The following is a 16008-nucleotide window of genomic DNA, read 5'->3' as shown; positions in this document are numbered from 1 at the left end:
TCTCAGCCGATCGGCAGACGGCGCGTTGGGAGCGGGCGGCTGCCAGCCGTGATCTCGGGCTTCTGCTCGCGCTCGCCATGCGGCTGGGTCACGGGCAGTTGCAGCACGGTCGCACGCTGGCCTTCGACGAGCTGCGTTACCAGCACGTATTTGCCGTCCGGGAATTCGATCGCATCGTGATGGCGATCGGGAATGTGCGGATCGATCTTGCCGAACTTGCCGACGCGGGAATTGACGGTGCGCGTCCAGATCCACCTGTTGTCGTAGCGGACGTTGTCGGCGAAGGCGAGCTCCGTTCCCGGCAGCAGGCAGACCGCAACGGTCATGTCGGCTTCGGAGGCGAAGCCGCGCGTCGAGGTGCCACGGAACGTTGTCGTGACGATGGTCTCGCCAACTTCTGCGGGACGCGTCGCGACGGCATGCAGGCTATAGTCACACATCGGGTGCTCCTCTTCGGGGATAGCAACCCGCGTCTCTGTCCTGGAGGCGCGGGCCTCTATCAGAGTGGAAGCCCGCAAGACTCCGCTTGGTTGTAGGCAAATCTGCGGCTCGGATCCGCACGCCGCAATCACAATATCTTTCCCGACTTTGCTAGGAACAAAGCCTCCTGCGGTGCATTCGGCAAACTTCCGTCAGTGTCCGGCGGGCGCCGACCAGCCAGCATAAGGCCAAGCCGGTTGCGTCCGCTGATCCATGGCATTGCGGGCATCGCGGAATTGCTCGCTGGTCGCCTGCGGCGCCTTGCGGGCGTGATGCTGCGGCTGCTTGGCGAAGGCGTGTGATGCGGATGTTGCGATCAGCATCATCGTGACGGTGTTCAAGATGATCTTGCGCATGACTGTCTCCTCGGTCTTCGGATGGCCTTGCGAAGCGATGACGGCTTCGTTGCGGCGTGCCGAGGATGTAGCGCTGGAGAAGGGGCCGGATAATCTGTGCAAAACCAGAAAGACTATCCAGCCGGAGCGGACAATCGTCCGCTCCATCAGGCGATGGCGATCACCGATCGCACTCAGTACTTCCGGTACAGTCCGATCAGCTTGCCCTGGATCTTGACCCGGTTGGGCGGGAGAATGCGAACCTCATAGGCGGCATTCGCCGGCTCCAGCGCGATCGAGGCGCCGCGGCGGCGGAAGCGCTTCAGCGTCGCTTCCTCGTCGTCGATCAGGGCGACCACGATATCGCCGGTGTCGCAGCTCTCGTTGCGCTGGATCAGCGCCATGTCACCGTCGAGAATGCCGGCGTCGACCATGGAATCGCCGCGCACTTCGAGCGCGTAGTGCTCACCTGCGCCAAGCATGTCGGGCGGGACGCTGATGGTGTGGCTGCGCGTCTGCAAGGCCTCGATCGGCGTGCCGGCCGCGATCCGGCCCATGACCGGCACCGCGACGGGACGCTCGCCTTCGTCGGCGGGCGGGCTCGACGTCGTGCGTACCTTGCCGAGATTGCCCTCGATGACGCTCGGCGTGAAGCCGCGGCGGCTGCCGGCGGCGGCTTGCAGCTCGGGCAGCTTGATCACTTCGATGGCGCGGGCGCGGTTCGGCAGGCGGCGGATGAAGCCACGCTCCTCGAGCGCCGTGATCAGGCGATGGATGCCTGACTTCGAGCGCAGATCGAGCGCGTCCTTCATCTCGTCGAAGGAGGGCGGCACGCCGCTTTCCTTCAGCCGCTCGCTGATGAACCGCAGGAGCTCGTATTGTTTGCGCGTTAACATCTCGACCAAGATCCCCCTGACGATGTCGTTCGATTCCGAGACGATGGATTCAGCGACAAGCCGCTGCATGCTCGAAACAAATCATGAACGGACACTATATGTTCGATACATGTTCCGCAACTGCTTAATTTACCGTGAACGCGACAAAGTTCGCGGAACGCACGCGAACGAACCGATCACGCGGGCAGTCGCAACACCTCGCAAGGCGCGCCCGCCTCAGCCTTGGGCGCGAACGGCGGGCGCACGAGAAGTGCCTGTGCCGCAGCGAGATTCGCAAGCAGCGAGGAATCCTGGTGGTTGACGGGAATGGCGACGAGCGTGCCGTCGTCACGCACATCGAGACGCGCGCGCAGATAGTCCTCGCGCTGGTCATTGGTCCCGATATCGCAGCCGAGCACGGCGCGTTCGCGGCGATGGTGAATCGCCCGGCGGCCCGCGAGGGCGCGAATCAACGGCACCATGAACAGGAAGCCGCAGACATAGGATGATACGGGATTGCCGGGCAGGCCGATCACGCGCATCGCCCCGAGCTGCCCGTTCATCATCGGCTTGCCCGGCCGCATCGCGATCTTCCAGAAGGCCATCGCGGTACCTTCGTCCCTCAGCGCCCGCTGCACCAGATCGTGATCGCCGACCGAGGCCCCGCCGGTCGTGACCAGGATGTCGGCGCCGGATTCGCGTGCGCGGTGGATACCGGCGGTGGTGGCCGCCAGCGTGTCGGCGGCAATGCCGAGGTCGATGGTGTCGGCCCCCTCGCTGCGGGCGAGCGCATGCAGGGCGTAGCCGTTGGAATAGACGATCTGGCCAGGGCCGGGCGAGGTGCCCGGCCTCACCAGCTCGTCGCCGGTGGCAAGAATTGCGACCTTCGGACGGCGGTGAACGGCAAGCTGCGGGTGGTTCATGCCGGCGGCGAGGGCGAGGTCGCGCTCGGTCAGTCGCGCGCCCTTGCGCAGGAGCACGTCACCCTCGCGGAAGTCGATGCCGGCAGGGCGGATGTGCCTGCCGGTGATGGCGGCTTCCTTGATCGTGATGCGCGCGCCATCGGCGAGGGTGTCCTCCTGGATCACGACCGCATCCGCGCCATCAGGAACGACGCCGCCGGTGAAGATCCGCACCGCTTCGCCAGCGCCGACGGTTCCTGCAAAGGGCCGCCCGGCTGCGACTTCGCCGATCACGGTGAGCTGCGCATCGAGCTTCGCCGCATCCACGGCGCGCACGGCATACCCATCCATCGCCGACATCGCTTGCGGCGGCTGCGTCCGCCGCGCCGCGACGTCGCGCGCGAGCACGCGATGAAAGGCCTGATCGAGGGCGATTGTTTCCTCAGCCAACGGCTCCGCATCCGCGAGCACGGCAGCAAGCGCATCGGAAACCGGCATCAGGGCCACAGGTAAAAGCTCCGGCTTGGGCAACGCCATGATCGGGTTGCGGCAAGCGTTCTAGCCGAGAGCGCGTGCTGAGGCAAAATGGATCAGTCGTCGCAGCAGCCGCGCTATTTCTGCAGCAACAGCCGCACCAGCTCGGCCTGCCGGCTGACGCCGGTCTTGTCGAAAATCTTCGACAGATGGCTGCGTGCGGTTCCGTCGGCGATGCCGAGGCGCTCGGCGGTGGCTTTGCGGCCACCGCCCTTGACGATCTCCAGCGCAAACGCGGCTTCGGCGCGGGTGAGGCCGTAACGTTCGCGCAAGGCGTCAAGCTCGGCCCTGGCGGCGGGCTCGGGGTCGGTGATCAGCACCATCGCGCTCGATCGCCAGCCGGAGGCGAGCGGCACTGCATTCTCCGACCATTCGCTGCCGACCGGTGTTACCTGCACGTGCAGCGGCAAGCGGCCCGACGGCCGTTGCAAGCTCATCTCGCCGCCGATGCGGTCCGGATTGTTGAGACTGCAGGACCCGATCAGTGCTTGCAGACAGCGGCCATCCTCCGCGCCGACGGCGCTCAGCGCGCCGTCTTCGACAACGATGCTCTCGCCAATCTCGATAAGCTCGCGGGCGCGGCGATTGGTGAAGACCGGACGCGCCAGTGCGTCGACGAGAACAAAGCCTTGATCGAGCCCGTCCAGGCCCGCCAGGGCGGCGCGGCCGGTGATGTCGAGCTGGTGGGTGCGCCGCTGGATCGCAACCGCGCGGACGAGATGCTGCGCTAGCGTCGCAAACAGTCGCCGCTGCCTGTCGTCAAAGGGTGACAAATGCGAGGGCCGGTGGCTGGTCAAGATGCCGGTGGCATTGTGATCGACCAGCAGATTGGTCGTCAGCGGCTCGGTGTCGAATCCGGCCGGCTGCCACCATTCATTGTAGAAATCGCTGCTGGTGAACTGCTCGCGGCTGATGAAGTCGCCGATGGTGAAGACCTCGCCGGGCGTCCTGCCGATGCCGAGCGGCAACAGCGGATTGCGCGGCGCCCAGCCGAGCAGGTCCTGCACACGGGCCGGGTCGATGCGCGGGGAGAGCAGACTAGATAGGCCGTTGGCCGGATCGTAGACGCCAAACAGCACACGGCCACCGATGGCGTCATCGACGCGCTCCAGCACGCTCGACCAGCGTCCCTGTTCAAGCGCTGCGTCGTAGATGGCTCCCACGAGGTCCAATACGGCGTCGTCCGAAAGCCCGCCGGTCCGCATTCCAACCCCCGCAGTTGCAATGCGGCATCTGAACGCAGTTTCGGCAGGCGAACAAGGACGGAAAAGCGGCAGTTCGCATCCTGCCGCCGCGATGCTGCAGGTCGCGGGCACTGGCGGTCGGGATAGTGCGGTATTCAGAAACCGCCAAAATGCTCGCGGGGCCCGGCTTTGCGAGGCCTACGGTGGGTATTAAGACCGCGTTATGGAACTGCCCCTCGACTTGCCATCTGCCGCGACGTCGGGCGCCCGTGGTCCCTGGTCCTTGTCGGGCAGCGGCTCGGCCTGCGCCTTCAGATCGGCGGCTTTGCTGATCAGCTTTGCGGAGAGTTCAGAATCCGAGGTGGATCTGGCGAATTTCATCAGCAGGGAGGCCTGCTTGGTGAGGTAGGTTTTGCCCAACACGTCGACACGTCCGATGTAAAATCCCCCAACGGACTCAAGAGTCCGGAAGAGAGCATTCGTTCCCGGAACTTCGTATAAAAGTACACACAAGGTTTTGGTTCCTGGGTCCCGACGGAAAACCATCGGCCACGCGGCCGGTTCGGCTACCCACAGCGGTCCACTCAGATTCCGAGCGCCCTCAGCGCGTTCCCGACGTCGGCCGGCGAGGTCACATGCACTGCGGTGAGCCCGCGGGCACGCGCGCCATCGACGTTCTCGGCGAGATCATCGAAGAACACGATGCGGCCGGCCGGCACGCCCATCGCGGCAACGACATGGTCGAAGGCTTCCGCATCCGGTTTGCGCAGGCCGATGCTGGAGGACAGATACATCTCGCGGAAATGGCCGAGCAGATCGGCATATTCCTTCGAAAAGTGGTCTACATGCGGGCGGTTGGTATTTGAGAACGCGTAGAGCGGCATCCGCTTGGCCGCGCGCGGCAGCAGCTGCGCGATGTCGGGCATCTCGCCGGCGAAGATTGCGTTCCAGCCCTCGAGGAACTGCGCATCGGAAATCCCGATGCCGAGCGAAGTGCGCAGCGAGGCGAAATAGTCCTCGTCGCTGATCTTGCCGACCTCGTGCAGCCGGTAGGCCTCGCTGTCGCGGACATAGCGTGCAACGATGGTCTCAGGCGTGCAGCCGGCATGTCCCGCCCAGCAGGCGATCGCCTTGGAGAAATCGATGTCGAGCACGACGCGCCCAAGATCGAACAGCAGCGCGTCCGCGCTGCCGGGAGAGAGCGATGTCATGGCGTCCTTTCGCGTCAGTACCGATAAGGCTCGTGGTCGAACAGCGGGAACGCACTGAATACGCTCGGCGCATTGGTTGCGGTGGCCGGATGCAGGCATGATTTGTTGACCTCGGCGAACGAGGTGGCGCCCAGCAGGCCGAGGCAGCGCAGCACCTCGTCCTCGAGCAGTTCCAGCATCCGTGCCACGCCGGTCTCGCCGGCCGCAGCGAGCGCCCAGCATTGCAGGCGGCCGATGCCGACCAGATCGGCGCCCGCCGCGACCGCCTTGACGATGTCGGTGCCGCGGCAAAAGCCGCCATCGACCAGGATCTTGGCGCGGCCCTTCACAGCCTCGACGATCTCGGGCAGCACGTGCATGGCGCCGCGGCCGTGGTCGAGCTGGCGGCCGCCATGGTTGGAGACGTAGATCCACTCGACGCCGTGATCGATCGCGATCTGCGCATCCTCGGCCGTCGCGATGCCCTTGAGGATCAGCGGTATCCTGAACTTGTCCTTGATCATCTTCACGGTCCGCCACTCCAAGCCCTTCTGGAAATCGCCCCCGGTGGCGCGCAGGCGGCTTTCGCGGACGTAACGCTTGGCGATGTCACGCTCGCGACGGCTGTAATGGGCGGTGTCGACGGTCAGGCAGAAGGCGGCATAGTTGGCCTTCTCAGCGCGGCTGACGACGTCGGCAACGAACGCATCATCGCCGCGGACATAGAGCTGGTACATGCGCAGCGCATCGGGAGCAGCCTCGGCCGTCTTTTCAAGGCCGGGCTCGGAGACCGAGCTCAGCATGTGCGAGGCGCCGAAGGTGCCGGCGGCACGCGCCACGCTGGCGGCGCCAAGGGGATCGAAGATTTCGAGCGCGCCGACCGGGGCGAGCACCACCGGCAGGCGCATCTTGCGGCCGAACTGCGTGACGGAGCCGTCGACCTTGCGCACGTCGCGCAGCACACGCGGGCGGAAAGCGATTTCGTCCAGCGCCATGCGGTTGCGGCGCATGGTGGTCTCGGTCTCGGCGGCGCCCACGATGTAGTCCCAGGCGTTCTGGTTGAGGTTGGAACGGGCCTTCCGGACGAATTCGTGCAGGTTCTGGAACGGCTCGTTGCTGGCGCCAAGCTCGACGTTCCGTTCCGGCCGGAGTGCTTCGTTCATTGTGGTCCTCCCGAGAATTTGAAGCCTTGTGCCATCGCCTATCCGGTTCGGCCCTCCAAAACCATCCTAAAATCGCATAGCTGCGAGGCGTCGCCGGGAGGCCGATTCTCGCTGATCCGCGGGAGCCGGTCTTGCGAACGTTGCCAAATGTTTAGGTCGAGACGAAGGGGTTTCTGCGGTATGCTCGCCGAAATGGCGGGCCAGCCTTGAAGAAACCGGAATGATGTTGTGAGAACCGGGCTGGATCGCCATTTGCATGGCGGCTGCCAAGCCCTCCAAAGAACCGCTAAGCGAAAAGGCCACCCATTCCATGCGGAAAACCCTGCTGTTCCCCCTGGGCGCGCTCACAGGAGCATGCCTGACCCTTCTCGTATCTGGTCCGCAGGGCGGACTCTGGGCGGCACGGGCGGCGGCGGGCGCGGATGATGCCTATTCCCAGCTCAATCTGTTCGGGGAGGTGTTCGAGCGGGTGAAGGCGAGCTATGTCGAGAAGCCCGACAATTCCAAGCTGATCGAAGGTGCGATCACGGGGATGGTGACCTCGCTCGATCCGCATTCCCGTTACATGAACGACAAGGCCTGGACCGAGATGCAGGAGACGACCTCCGGCGAATTCGGCGGTCTCGGCATCGAGGTCACGATGGAGGAGGGCCTGGTCAAGGTCGTCTCGCCGATCGACGACACGCCGGCCTCCAAGGCCGGCATCATGTCCGGCGACCTCATCAGCAAGATCGACGGCGAGGGCGTGCAGGGCATGACGCTCGAGCAGGCCGTCAACAAGATGAAGGGCCCGGTCGACACCCAGACCAAGCTCACCATCGTGCGCAAGGGCGCCGATGCCCCGCTCGATGTCGCGATCAAGCGCGAGATCATCCATGTGCGTCCGGTGCGCTTCCACGTCGAGAACGGCGATATCGGCTATATCCGCATCACCTCGTTCAACGAGCAGACCACCGATGGCCTGAAGAAGGCGATCGCCTCGATCTCCAAGGACGTTCCGCAGGAGAAGCTCGTCGGCTATGTCGTGGACCTGCGCAACAATCCGGGCGGCCTGCTGGACCAGGCGGTGTCGGTGTCGAGCGCGTTCCTTCAGCGCGGCGAGGTCGTCTCGACTCGCGGCCGCAATCCGGAAGAGACCCAGCGCTTCACCGCGCATGGCGGCGACCTCATCAAGGGCAAGCCGCTGGTCGTTCTGATCAACGGCGGTTCGGCCTCGGCCTCGGAGATCGGGTCCGGCGCGCTGCATGACCCCAAGCGCGCGACGCTGATCGGCACGCGCTCGTTCGGCAAGGGCTCGGTGCAGACCATCATTCCGCTCGGTACCGGCAACGGCGCGCTCGCGCTGACCACGGCGCGCTACTACACGCCGTCGGGCCGTTCGATCCAGGCCCAGGGCATTGCGCCCGACATCGAGATCCTCCAGGACGGCCCGGCCGAGTTGAAGGGCCGCGTCGACACCATGGCGGAGTCGCAGATGCGCGGACATCTGCAGGCCGCCGACGGCACCGAGCAGACGGGATCGCAATCCTACGTCCCGCCGGAGGAGAAAGACGACAAGGCGCTGCACGCGGCCTATGATTTCCTGCACGGCGTCACCGTGAATGCAGCCGCCGCAAAGCCGGCGCCGAAGGCGGCTGTGCCGAACTAGATCTATCGGTCCTGTGACCTCCAGACGTCGATCGCCCGGGAGCGGATGTCCGCTCCCGGGCGAATTCGTTTCTGGAGGCCCGTCGTATCAGGCGACGGGGCTGATCGGAGCGAGAGCTCAGCTGCGAGACCTCGGTCTGGTCGTCATTGATCCTTCTTCGGACCCATGTGATGTGGGACTTCCGTCTTCGGTCCACCGCCGTAATGGTGGCTGCCACCAGACCCGCTGGTCATTCCGCCGTCGCTCTCCTTCTTGCCCATGTGGTGCGGGACCTCGGTCTTGGGCCCACCCGAATAATGGTGGCCGTTCTTCTCGTCGCTGCTCGTCGTGCTCGTCTGCGCCATGGCGGGCAACGCGATGAACGACATGATCGCGGCGGCGGCGATCAGCTTGCGGTGATTCATTTTCGTTTCTCCTGTTTGAGTCTGTCGGTTTGGTGTCCATCAAGTCCGGTGGCTTGACTGAATGGCAACCAAACCTGGAGCGCGAATGCCCAGGTTGAGCAAAATCAAGTGCCGACGCGCGCGCCTGCGTGCGTCGATGCGCGGATCTTCGAGTTGCCGCAGACGACGGAAGACATCGATCTTCTTACAGAAAAAAATTTGCATCGATCGCGCGAATTCGATGGCTGCACGTCACGCTCTCGATGGCCAGTTGCGTTGCAGAGCGCCGTCATCGCCAGATGACGGCCTCGATCGAAATGATGCGAGGACGAGGATCGCTGCAATTCATTACAGCGCCAGGTGACAAAAAGATTTTGCTCGTGCGTCGCGCGAGTTTGATGTCCGTCAAAAGAGCATCAACCACGCAACCTAGCGTGCCCACGCGAACGATCGGCAACAACGTCGCGCAGCGATGACGGGCCGCAACGTCGCGCAAGAATGGGAAGCACGCTGTTGATTGACGAGACGATCCAGCCATCCGGTCGGCCCCTGCACGTTGCGTTTCTTTTACGTCGCCGGCTCTGGGAGACGATCACGATCAGATCGGTGCTGGCCGAGCCTCGACGCGATGTCCGGTTGGATCTGTTTCGCGGCCTGGCGAACTGGCTGATCTTCCTTGGTCACATTCCGGATTCGGTGCTGACCTGGTTCACCACGCGCAATTACGGCTTCAGCGACGGCGCCGATCTGTTCGTGTTGATCTCCGGCTACACCGCGACGTTCGTGTTCGGCGCCATAATGATGGAGCGCGGCTTCGTCATCGGGGCAACGCGGTTGCTGCGACGGGTATGGCAGCTCTATGTCGCCCACCTGCTGCTGTTCTTCGTCTATCTCACCGCCGTGCATGACCTCGCGCACAAGTTTGACGATCCTCACCTGATGGATCAGTTCAACGTCGCGCCGCTGATGGACTTTCCCGTCGAGACCCTCTCGCAAGGCCTGATCCTCAAGTTCAAGCCGCTCAATCTTGACGTCCTGCCGCTCTACATCGTGCTGATGGCGGCGTTTCCCGTCGTGCTCTGGCTCATGCTGCGCTGGCGCAACGCGGTGATGATCGGTTCGGTCGGTCTCTACCTGGCCGCCCGCCATTACGGCTGGAATCTGCCCGCTTATCCGGCCGGAGTCTGGTACTTCAATCCGGTCGCCTGGCAACTGCTCTTTGTGTTCGGAGCCTGGCTCGCATTGGGTGGGGCGGCGGCAAGCCGCTGGCTGTTGTCGTCCCGCACGCTCCTCGTCCTCAGTGGCGGCTTTCTGCTGTTCGCGCTGGTGATGACGCTGGCCGAGCGAATTCCCGGGCTCGGGGACTACGTTCCCGAAGCGCTCGCCGGCGTCTTCATGCCGAATGACAAGACCAATCTCGGCCCCTATCGGGTCATCCATCTGGCGAGCCTGGTGCTCATCGTCGTCTGGCTGATTCCGATCGACTGGCCGGGACTGAAATCGCCTTTGCTGCAGCCGTTGATCCGGTGCGGCCAGCAATCCCTGCCGGTGTTCTGCGTCGGTCTCTTTCTGTCGTTCATCGCGCATTTCCTGCTCGATTTCGGATCGGAGGCCATCCCGGCCCAGCTCCTGGTCGGAGCCGCAGGCCTCTGGATCATGACGGGCGTCGCCTATTACCGGACCTGGTCGAAGGGCGTGGACAGAAACCGATCGTCCGAGCGGAGCGGAGAGGCGGCCGAATGATAACGTCCGAGTTGATCTTCACCGGGGACGTGATCCGCAGCTTCCTGAGCTTCACGCTGCAGATCGAAATCGAGGGGCGGTGGCCGTGGCGAAGGCATGACATGGAGGCGGGCGATGCAGAGCGCAGCAGCCTTTGACACGTCCATGCGTAAGAGTTGCCGGCGTTTCGCGTCTATATGGCCTGACCCGCCCGACGTCGTTTCTCATCGCCAATCTCGATGAGCAGACATCCATCCCAATCAAACCCTGGAGAATGACCATGAACCGTTCGAGAAAATTCCTCGTGAGCGCAGCCGCACTTTCCGTCCTCGCGCTGGGGCCCGTCGGGCTGTCGTCCGCAATCGCCGCCGGTCTCACCCGGACCGCGATGATGGACGACGACAAGATGTCGAAGATGCCGACCCCGCCGGAGTCCAGTGACAAGACGAACATGGGCCAGCCGCAGAACATGGGCGGCGGCCGGATGGACGATGACAAGATGAAGATGCCGCAGCAGGGCCAGATGCGAGACCGCCAGGACACCGGCAGTCAGGACAATGCCGGCATGATGCAGATGATGCAAATGATGCAGAAGATGATGCGCGGCCAGATGGGCTCGTCCGGCAACAGCGACGCGACGAGCGGCCCGGCGGACGTGACCGAGCGCATCGAGGGGCGGATCGCCTTTCTGAAGGCCGAGCTGCAGATCAGCGACAAGCAGGCCGCCGACTGGAACAGTGTGGCAGACGCTCTGCGTTCGAGCCGGCAGCACCTGTTGGAAGCGCGCAAGATGCTCGCTACGGATGACAGGCTGGCGAGCGCCGACCGTCTGGAGCACTACGAGCGACACCTGTCCGAGCGTCTGGAGGCGATCAAATCAGCTCGCCGAGCCTTCACGCGGCTCTACGCGTCGCTGAACGAGAGCCAGAAGCAGACTGCAGACATGATCCTGCTGCCTCTGATTGCCTCGTTCTGATCGCCGGGACGAGAGCAAGATCATGATAGGTCTGCCCTGTCGACATCGGTCCGGCCTGGCTGCGCTCGTCATCCTGACGGGCCAGCTCGCGGCCAGTGCCGCGCCCGCCTCGGGTCCCGGCAGCGTGCATCGGACAGGGCCGTTCGCTCAACGTTGGGAGCTGGCGCAGGCCGAGGATGAGCATGCTGCGCATCATCCTGCAGCGGCCGCTTCCAGCGGCGATGCGGCGGGCATGGCGTCCGGCCGCCCCGCGCCCGGAATGATGAGCGGAATGGACGGCATGATGGGCCGGCCCCGCAAGGAGTTCTATCCGGCATTGATGGACATGCCGACGCTGTCGGCCGAGCAGCGGAGCAAGCTCGAGGCCCAGGCGCGCGAGCGGATCTCTGCAGAGGCCGATCGCCTGGCGAGTGCCGAAATGGATCTGCGGCACGCCCTCGCGGTTGACGATATCGTCGCGGCGGGTCAGGCCTCGCGGCGGCTTCGCGAGTCCCTGAACCAGGTCCAAAGCGGCGTGGTCGCGTTGCATTCGCTGCATGCGGGCGAGCCACCGCAGCAGATCGCGCAAGCCTGGTTGAAGTCGCAGATGAACCTCCTGCCTCAGCGAAGCGCGATCAATGCGGATGACGGCGGGCAGGAAATCTCCTGGTTTCACGTCTCGACAATGGCGTTGCTGGTGCTGTTCTCGCTCGCGCTGCTTGCCATCTACGTCGCGCGCATGCGCCGGGCGAATGCGCTGGTCGACCGGCTGACGCGTGTGGCGGCAGCTCCGGTCGCCGTCGCGCCCGTTCCATCCGGGACGGCCGTTCGCTCGCCGGAGGAGAAGGCCGCGATCACACCCGCACAACCTGCAGGTCCTGATACCGCGCGGGTCGTGGCGGGGCGCTCTTGGAAAGGCAAGCTGAGGATCTGCGCAATCTATCCGGAAACGCCAAACGTGAAGACCTTCCGGTTGCAGGCGCCCGGCGGCGGCGCAATTCCGTTCGCGTTCCTGCCGGGACAGTTCCTGACCTATGCCATCGAGATCGACGGGAAGATCGTCAGGCGTTCCTACACGATCGCATCGTCGGCCGCCCAGACCGCCTATGTCGAGACCACGATCAAGCGCGAGGATGGCGGGCTTCTGTCCGATTACATGCATGGCCACCTGAAGGAAGGAGACCTCGTCGAGGTCGCGGGCCCTTCCGGCGCCTTTACGTTCACCGGCGCGGAGGCTGACAGCGTCGTCCTGATCGGTGGTGGGGTCGGCAGCACGCCCCTGATGGCGGCGATCCGGTATCTCTCGGACATCGCCTGGCCCGGCCAGATCTACCTCGTCTATGGCGCGCAGACGACCGAGCAATTCATCTTCCGGGACGAGCTGGAATATCTCCAGCGCCGGATGAACAATTTGCACGTCGCGGCCACGATGATGCGGGCCGCGGGCACATCCTGGATGGGACGCGAAGGTCAGATCACGGCCGAGTTCCTCACCGAGGCCGTGCCGGATCTTGCGAAACGACGCATCCATCTGTGCGGTCCGCCCGGAATGATGGCGGCGCTCCGGAAGACGCTGGCCGGTCTCGGCGTGCCGGACGAGCAGATCAAGACGGAGGCTTTCGGGCCGGCACGCGGCGCCGTTCCGCCTCCGGGGAAGGACGCTGCAGCAGCGCCAACGCGGCGAAGCGAAGCGGGCGCTCGCGCGACCCCGGCGGTGGGTCCGGCAACGGCCACGATCCGCTTTGCGAAATCGGGCAAGGTGGCGGCGCTGCCTCCGGACAAGAGCGTCCTGGAGGTCGCCGAGGATGCCGGCGTGTCGATCGACTATTCCTGTCGGGTCGGCGTCTGCGGCGTCTGCAAGACGCATCTTCTGCAAGGCAACGTCACGATGGAGGTCCAGGACGCCCTGACAGACGACGACAAGGCGAACGGCCTCATTCTGGCCTGCCAGGCGAGATCGGTCGGAGATCTCGTCGTCGAGGCCTGACATGATGGACGCAAGAGAACGCCTGATCGCCGACATGGTTCTGGCGGCCCTGTTGCTGCTGGTGCCCGCTTTCCTGCTGCATTCCGACAGCCAGTTCGCAGGCAGCCTGGCCGGCTTCGCCCTCGGGACCGGTGCGGCGGTGCTGATGGTTCTGCTTCTCGTCTATCCGATGGGGAAATACGGCGCGGGCCTGAAAGCCCTGGTCACGCGCCGTGTGGCGATGCCGGCGCTCCTGGCATTTCACGCCTACGCCGGAATTGTCGCGGCGTTTCTCGCGCTGCTGCATACCGGGCACAAATTTCAGAGCCCGCTCGGGATCGCCCTGGTCACCAGCATGCTGATCGTTGTCGTCACCGGATTTGTCGGGCGCTATTACCTGCCGCAAACCGCAGCAGGGCTCCGCCAGCAGCAGTCGCAGCTGGCGACCTTGAGATCAGCCTACGAGCATACGGCAGCGGTCATGTCGTCGGCCGATCGGGAGGAGCACGAGGGAGCCGCGCAGCGTGGATTGGCCTTGCCGAGGTTGCCGCTGCTGCAACTCGTCGATGGCATTTCCGAGCTCGAAGTCGCGATCGGATCGAACGAGGCGGTCAAAAAAATCTTCATGCAGTGGATCGGGCTGCATGTTCTGGCTGCGATCGTCATGTATGCGCTGCTCGCCGTGCACGTGGCGGCCGAGATCTATTACGGGCTGCGGTGGCTCACGTGACAATCAGGAGCGTGCTCTATGTCGTGGCGGCGACACTGGCCGTCGCAAGTGCGGCCGTCGCGTCGATCGCTCTGTATCAGGGCGGCTCCGGGACGATTCCGGGCTGGACGCGGCTCGTGAACCCCGGGCCGTTGTCCGGAAAGCATGCATTCCTCTCGGAGACATGCGAGAGCTGTCATACGCCGACCAGGGGTGTCGATGCGGCGGCCTGCATCTCCTGCCATGGCACTGCCGCTGCGGATCTCGGCAAGCCATCGACGGCGTTTCATGCAGCGGCGGGCGGCCAATGTTCAGGCTGCCATCGTGAGCACGCGGGTGAACTGCGGCCGATCAGGATGAACCATGCATCGCTTCTTCAACTCGCGATGCCTCCTTCCGGTACGATGGTGTTCGACCAGAGCGCAGCCGATCAAATGACAGCTGACCTGAAGGAGTTTCTTGGTCTGCCAAAATCGGAGCAGCGGGAGCAGGCGGCGCTCGATTGCGCGAACTGCCACAGCAACCGCGAACCGCACCGCGCGTTATTCGGACGAAACTGCGCCGATTGTCACGGGCTCACGTCGTGGAAAGTCGCAGGCTTCCTGCATCCCTCACCGACGTCGCGGGACTGCGCTCAATGCCATCAGGCCCCGCCCAGCCACTACATGGGCCACTTCATCATGATGGATCGGACGATAGCGGGGCAGGAGCACGCATCGGTCGAACAATGCTTGCTTTGTCACAGGACCGACTCGTTCAACGACATCAAGGGTGTCGGCTGGATGAAGCATCATTGACGGGCTCGATCGAGCGACGGAGATGGGTGCCATATATTACGGGCCTCGACGAAAAAAATCCTGCCGAGCACGGCGCGCCGGCATGGCGCAAGATGATCGTCGTTGCTCTTGCAATGTCGATGCGGGGGCGCCGTTTTCTGTTGGCCGGGACCGCAACCAGAGCTATATGTTCCCGATCGGACAGCAGGTGCAGGGATGATTGGCTTGCGAAAGCCTGGGCGAAGATGGTGGGGATGGTTAGTCGCCATCGCTTACCTGTTCGCGTCGATGTCGCCCTCTCTCGCGATCTCGATCTCCCTCGACGCTGCGATGCTTTGCGATCAGCCCGGTGATGATCATCAGCACGATCCCGCTGCAGGATCGGCAGCGTCTTCGCATGACGCTGCGATGGCTGGAGATTGCGATGACGACCCTGACCGGCTTGCCGACCGGCATGCGATCTGTTGTGGCTCGGTGCTCTGCTTCAGCGCCGTGTGGCCGCAAGTTCCCGCGATTGCGGAGCTCATCGTGCCACGCTCGCGTTGCGAGGCGCAACCCGAATTGATCGGCGACGAAAGCACGTTCCGTCGCCACTATCGGCCTCCGATCGCTTGAGATAGCTCCCGAAAAACCGGACTGCGTCGCTCCAGCTGCGAGCGCGGAATCGGCTCATCTGCAGGGCATTTGCCATGCGGTTGGCGACGACGCGCGCCAGCACTTCACTAGCGCTGGTGCGACAGCATCAGCGTCAGCTGTCGCTCGCGCGCTATGCGCAGAAACGCCGAAGCTGCGATCACCGGTTTGCTGAAAAAGACGTCGCCACACGAGCGCCGCTGCCACGGCGTCGCGCGTGCTGTTCGGAGGCTGCCGCTCCTCATGACGGCAGCCGTGCCGGCGCGTTCCCGTTGCAACGAAGTGATTTGCCGAATGTCATGCCAAGGACGATACGTCATGAAATCGCCGAACGAGGATCCGCCAGTCCCGACGGCCGGCCTCCCGGAAGCGCAGGAAGCCGTCGTTCGCGCTGCGCTCGTCAGCAGCTACGATCGCCTCCTCAGCTATCTGCAACGGCGCTTTGGCGCGAAGGCGGAAGCGGAGGAGGTACTCCAGGCGTTCATGTTGCGCGCACTGGAGCGGTCTCGCGACATTCGTGATGCGGACTCGGTTCGAGGCTGGCTGAGCAGGG

General features: G+C 64.2%; 17 protein-coding genes. 8 read left to right on the top strand and 9 right to left on the bottom strand.

Going from position 1 to position 16008, the window contains the following annotated elements; genetic code table 11:
* Positions 1–2 precede the first annotated feature (2 nt).
* The 8 genes from G8O24_RS28320 to G8O24_RS28285 form a co-directional block, all read right to left on the bottom strand.
* Positions 3–440, bottom strand: coding sequence for a hypothetical protein (locus G8O24_RS28320; RefSeq protein WP_188105106.1), 438 nt, complete (start codon positions 438–440; stop codon positions 3–5).
* 192 nt (positions 441–632) lie between these two features.
* On the bottom strand, positions 633–836 hold the full coding sequence (locus G8O24_RS28315) for a hypothetical protein (protein ID WP_188105104.1): 204 nt from the start codon (positions 834–836) through the stop codon (positions 633–635).
* 173 nt (positions 837–1009) lie between these two features.
* Positions 1010–1711 carry a transcriptional repressor LexA gene (lexA, locus tag G8O24_RS28310; protein WP_128951590.1) on the bottom strand — a complete coding sequence of 234 codons (702 nt, stop codon included), beginning with the start codon at positions 1709–1711 and terminating at the stop codon, positions 1010–1012.
* A gap of 176 nt (positions 1712–1887) precedes the next feature.
* Positions 1888–3099: a molybdopterin molybdotransferase MoeA gene (locus G8O24_RS28305; RefSeq protein ID WP_188105101.1), complete on the bottom strand. Its 1212-nt coding sequence runs from the start codon at positions 3097–3099 to the stop codon at positions 1888–1890.
* Positions 3100–3203: 104 nt separating this feature from the next.
* The gene (locus tag G8O24_RS28300) at positions 3204–4331 is read right to left on the bottom strand and encodes a helix-turn-helix transcriptional regulator (RefSeq protein ID WP_188105099.1); all 1128 of its coding nucleotides are present in this window, start codon (positions 4329–4331) and stop codon (positions 3204–3206) included.
* Between the two features lie 189 nt (positions 4332–4520).
* Positions 4521–4733 (bottom strand): hypothetical protein, encoded by a 213-nt coding sequence (locus G8O24_RS28295; RefSeq protein WP_188105097.1) that lies wholly within the window; start codon positions 4731–4733, stop codon positions 4521–4523.
* 161 nt (positions 4734–4894) lie between these two features.
* Complete coding sequence (locus G8O24_RS28290; RefSeq protein WP_188105095.1) at positions 4895–5521, bottom strand: HAD family hydrolase; 627 nt, start codon at positions 5519–5521, stop codon at positions 4895–4897.
* Between the two features lie 14 nt (positions 5522–5535).
* On the bottom strand, positions 5536–6663 hold the full coding sequence (locus tag G8O24_RS28285; protein ID WP_188105093.1) for an alpha-hydroxy acid oxidase: 1128 nt from the start codon (positions 6661–6663) through the stop codon (positions 5536–5538).
* 310 nt (positions 6664–6973) lie between these two features.
* On the opposite strand from G8O24_RS28285, the gene G8O24_RS28280 reads away from it, so the two are divergent.
* The gene (locus tag G8O24_RS28280; protein WP_188105091.1) at positions 6974–8311 is read left to right on the top strand and encodes a S41 family peptidase; all 1338 of its coding nucleotides are present in this window, start codon (positions 6974–6976) and stop codon (positions 8309–8311) included.
* Positions 8312–8454: 143 nt separating this feature from the next.
* Here the strand turns inward: G8O24_RS28280 and G8O24_RS28275 are convergent, their stop codons facing one another.
* Positions 8455–8715, bottom strand: a complete 261-nt coding sequence (locus G8O24_RS28275) for a hypothetical protein (protein WP_188105089.1) — start codon at positions 8713–8715, stop codon at positions 8455–8457.
* Positions 8716–9207: 492 nt separating this feature from the next.
* On the opposite strand from G8O24_RS28275, the gene G8O24_RS28270 reads away from it, so the two are divergent.
* The 7 genes from G8O24_RS28270 to G8O24_RS28240 form a co-directional block, all read left to right on the top strand.
* Positions 9208–10437: an OpgC domain-containing protein gene (locus G8O24_RS28270; protein ID WP_244646030.1), complete on the top strand. Its 1230-nt coding sequence runs from the start codon at positions 9208–9210 to the stop codon at positions 10435–10437.
* Positions 10434–10574, top strand: a complete 141-nt coding sequence (locus G8O24_RS28265; protein ID WP_244646029.1) for a hypothetical protein — start codon at positions 10434–10436, stop codon at positions 10572–10574. The genes G8O24_RS28270 and G8O24_RS28265 overlap by 4 nt, the downstream gene beginning before the upstream one ends.
* A gap of 122 nt (positions 10575–10696) precedes the next feature.
* Complete coding sequence (locus G8O24_RS28260; protein WP_188105086.1) at positions 10697–11392, top strand: Spy/CpxP family protein refolding chaperone; 696 nt, start codon at positions 10697–10699, stop codon at positions 11390–11392.
* A gap of 22 nt (positions 11393–11414) precedes the next feature.
* Positions 11415–13358, top strand: a complete 1944-nt coding sequence (locus G8O24_RS28255; protein ID WP_188105077.1) for a 2Fe-2S iron-sulfur cluster-binding protein — start codon at positions 11415–11417, stop codon at positions 13356–13358.
* Position 13359: 1 nt separating this feature from the next.
* Positions 13360–14067, top strand: coding sequence for an iron reductase (locus tag G8O24_RS28250; protein WP_188105075.1), 708 nt, complete (start codon positions 13360–13362; stop codon positions 14065–14067).
* A gap of 23 nt (positions 14068–14090) precedes the next feature.
* Positions 14091–14843 (top strand): cytochrome c3 family protein, encoded by a 753-nt coding sequence (locus G8O24_RS28245; RefSeq protein ID WP_368736619.1) that lies wholly within the window; start codon positions 14091–14093, stop codon positions 14841–14843.
* A gap of 930 nt (positions 14844–15773) precedes the next feature.
* A partial coding sequence (locus G8O24_RS28240; RefSeq protein WP_283815590.1) for an RNA polymerase sigma factor occupies positions 15774–16008 on the top strand: 235 nt, incomplete at its 3' end.

Origin of the sequence: Bradyrhizobium campsiandrae (genome assembly GCF_014529705.1) — a bacterium.
Classification (GTDB): Bacteria; Pseudomonadota; Alphaproteobacteria; order Rhizobiales; family Xanthobacteraceae; genus Bradyrhizobium; species Bradyrhizobium campsiandrae.
This window is presented reverse-complemented; position numbering and strand designations above follow the sequence as displayed.

What these genes read in the sequence shown, in the direction of transcription:
- G8O24_RS28320 (WP_188105106.1), bottom strand. Translation starts at nt 440, where the DNA reads ATGTGTGACTATAGCCTGCATGCCGTCGCGACGCGTCCCGCAGAAGTT.
- G8O24_RS28315 (WP_188105104.1), bottom strand. Translation starts at nt 836, where the DNA reads ATGCGCAAGATCATCTTGAACACCGTCACGATGATGCTGATCGCAACA.
- lexA (WP_128951590.1), bottom strand. Translation starts at nt 1,711, where the DNA reads ATGTTAACGCGCAAACAATACGAGCTCCTGCGGTTCATCAGCGAGCGG.
- G8O24_RS28300 (WP_188105099.1), bottom strand. Translation starts at nt 4,331, where the DNA reads ATGCGGACCGGCGGGCTTTCGGACGACGCCGTATTGGACCTCGTGGGA.
- G8O24_RS28290 (WP_188105095.1), bottom strand. Translation starts at nt 5,521, where the DNA reads ATGACATCGCTCTCTCCCGGCAGCGCGGACGCGCTGCTGTTCGATCTT.
- G8O24_RS28285 (WP_188105093.1), bottom strand. Translation starts at nt 6,663, where the DNA reads ATGAACGAAGCACTCCGGCCGGAACGGAACGTCGAGCTTGGCGCCAGC.
- G8O24_RS28280 (WP_188105091.1), top strand. Translation starts at nt 6,974, where the DNA reads ATGCGGAAAACCCTGCTGTTCCCCCTGGGCGCGCTCACAGGAGCATGC.
- G8O24_RS28275 (WP_188105089.1), bottom strand. Translation starts at nt 8,715, where the DNA reads ATGAATCACCGCAAGCTGATCGCCGCCGCCGCGATCATGTCGTTCATC.
- G8O24_RS28265 (WP_244646029.1), top strand. Translation starts at nt 10,434, where the DNA reads ATGATAACGTCCGAGTTGATCTTCACCGGGGACGTGATCCGCAGCTTC.
- G8O24_RS28260 (WP_188105086.1), top strand. Translation starts at nt 10,697, where the DNA reads ATGAACCGTTCGAGAAAATTCCTCGTGAGCGCAGCCGCACTTTCCGTC.
- G8O24_RS28255 (WP_188105077.1), top strand. Translation starts at nt 11,415, where the DNA reads ATGATAGGTCTGCCCTGTCGACATCGGTCCGGCCTGGCTGCGCTCGTC.
- G8O24_RS28250 (WP_188105075.1), top strand. Translation starts at nt 13,360, where the DNA reads ATGATGGACGCAAGAGAACGCCTGATCGCCGACATGGTTCTGGCGGCC.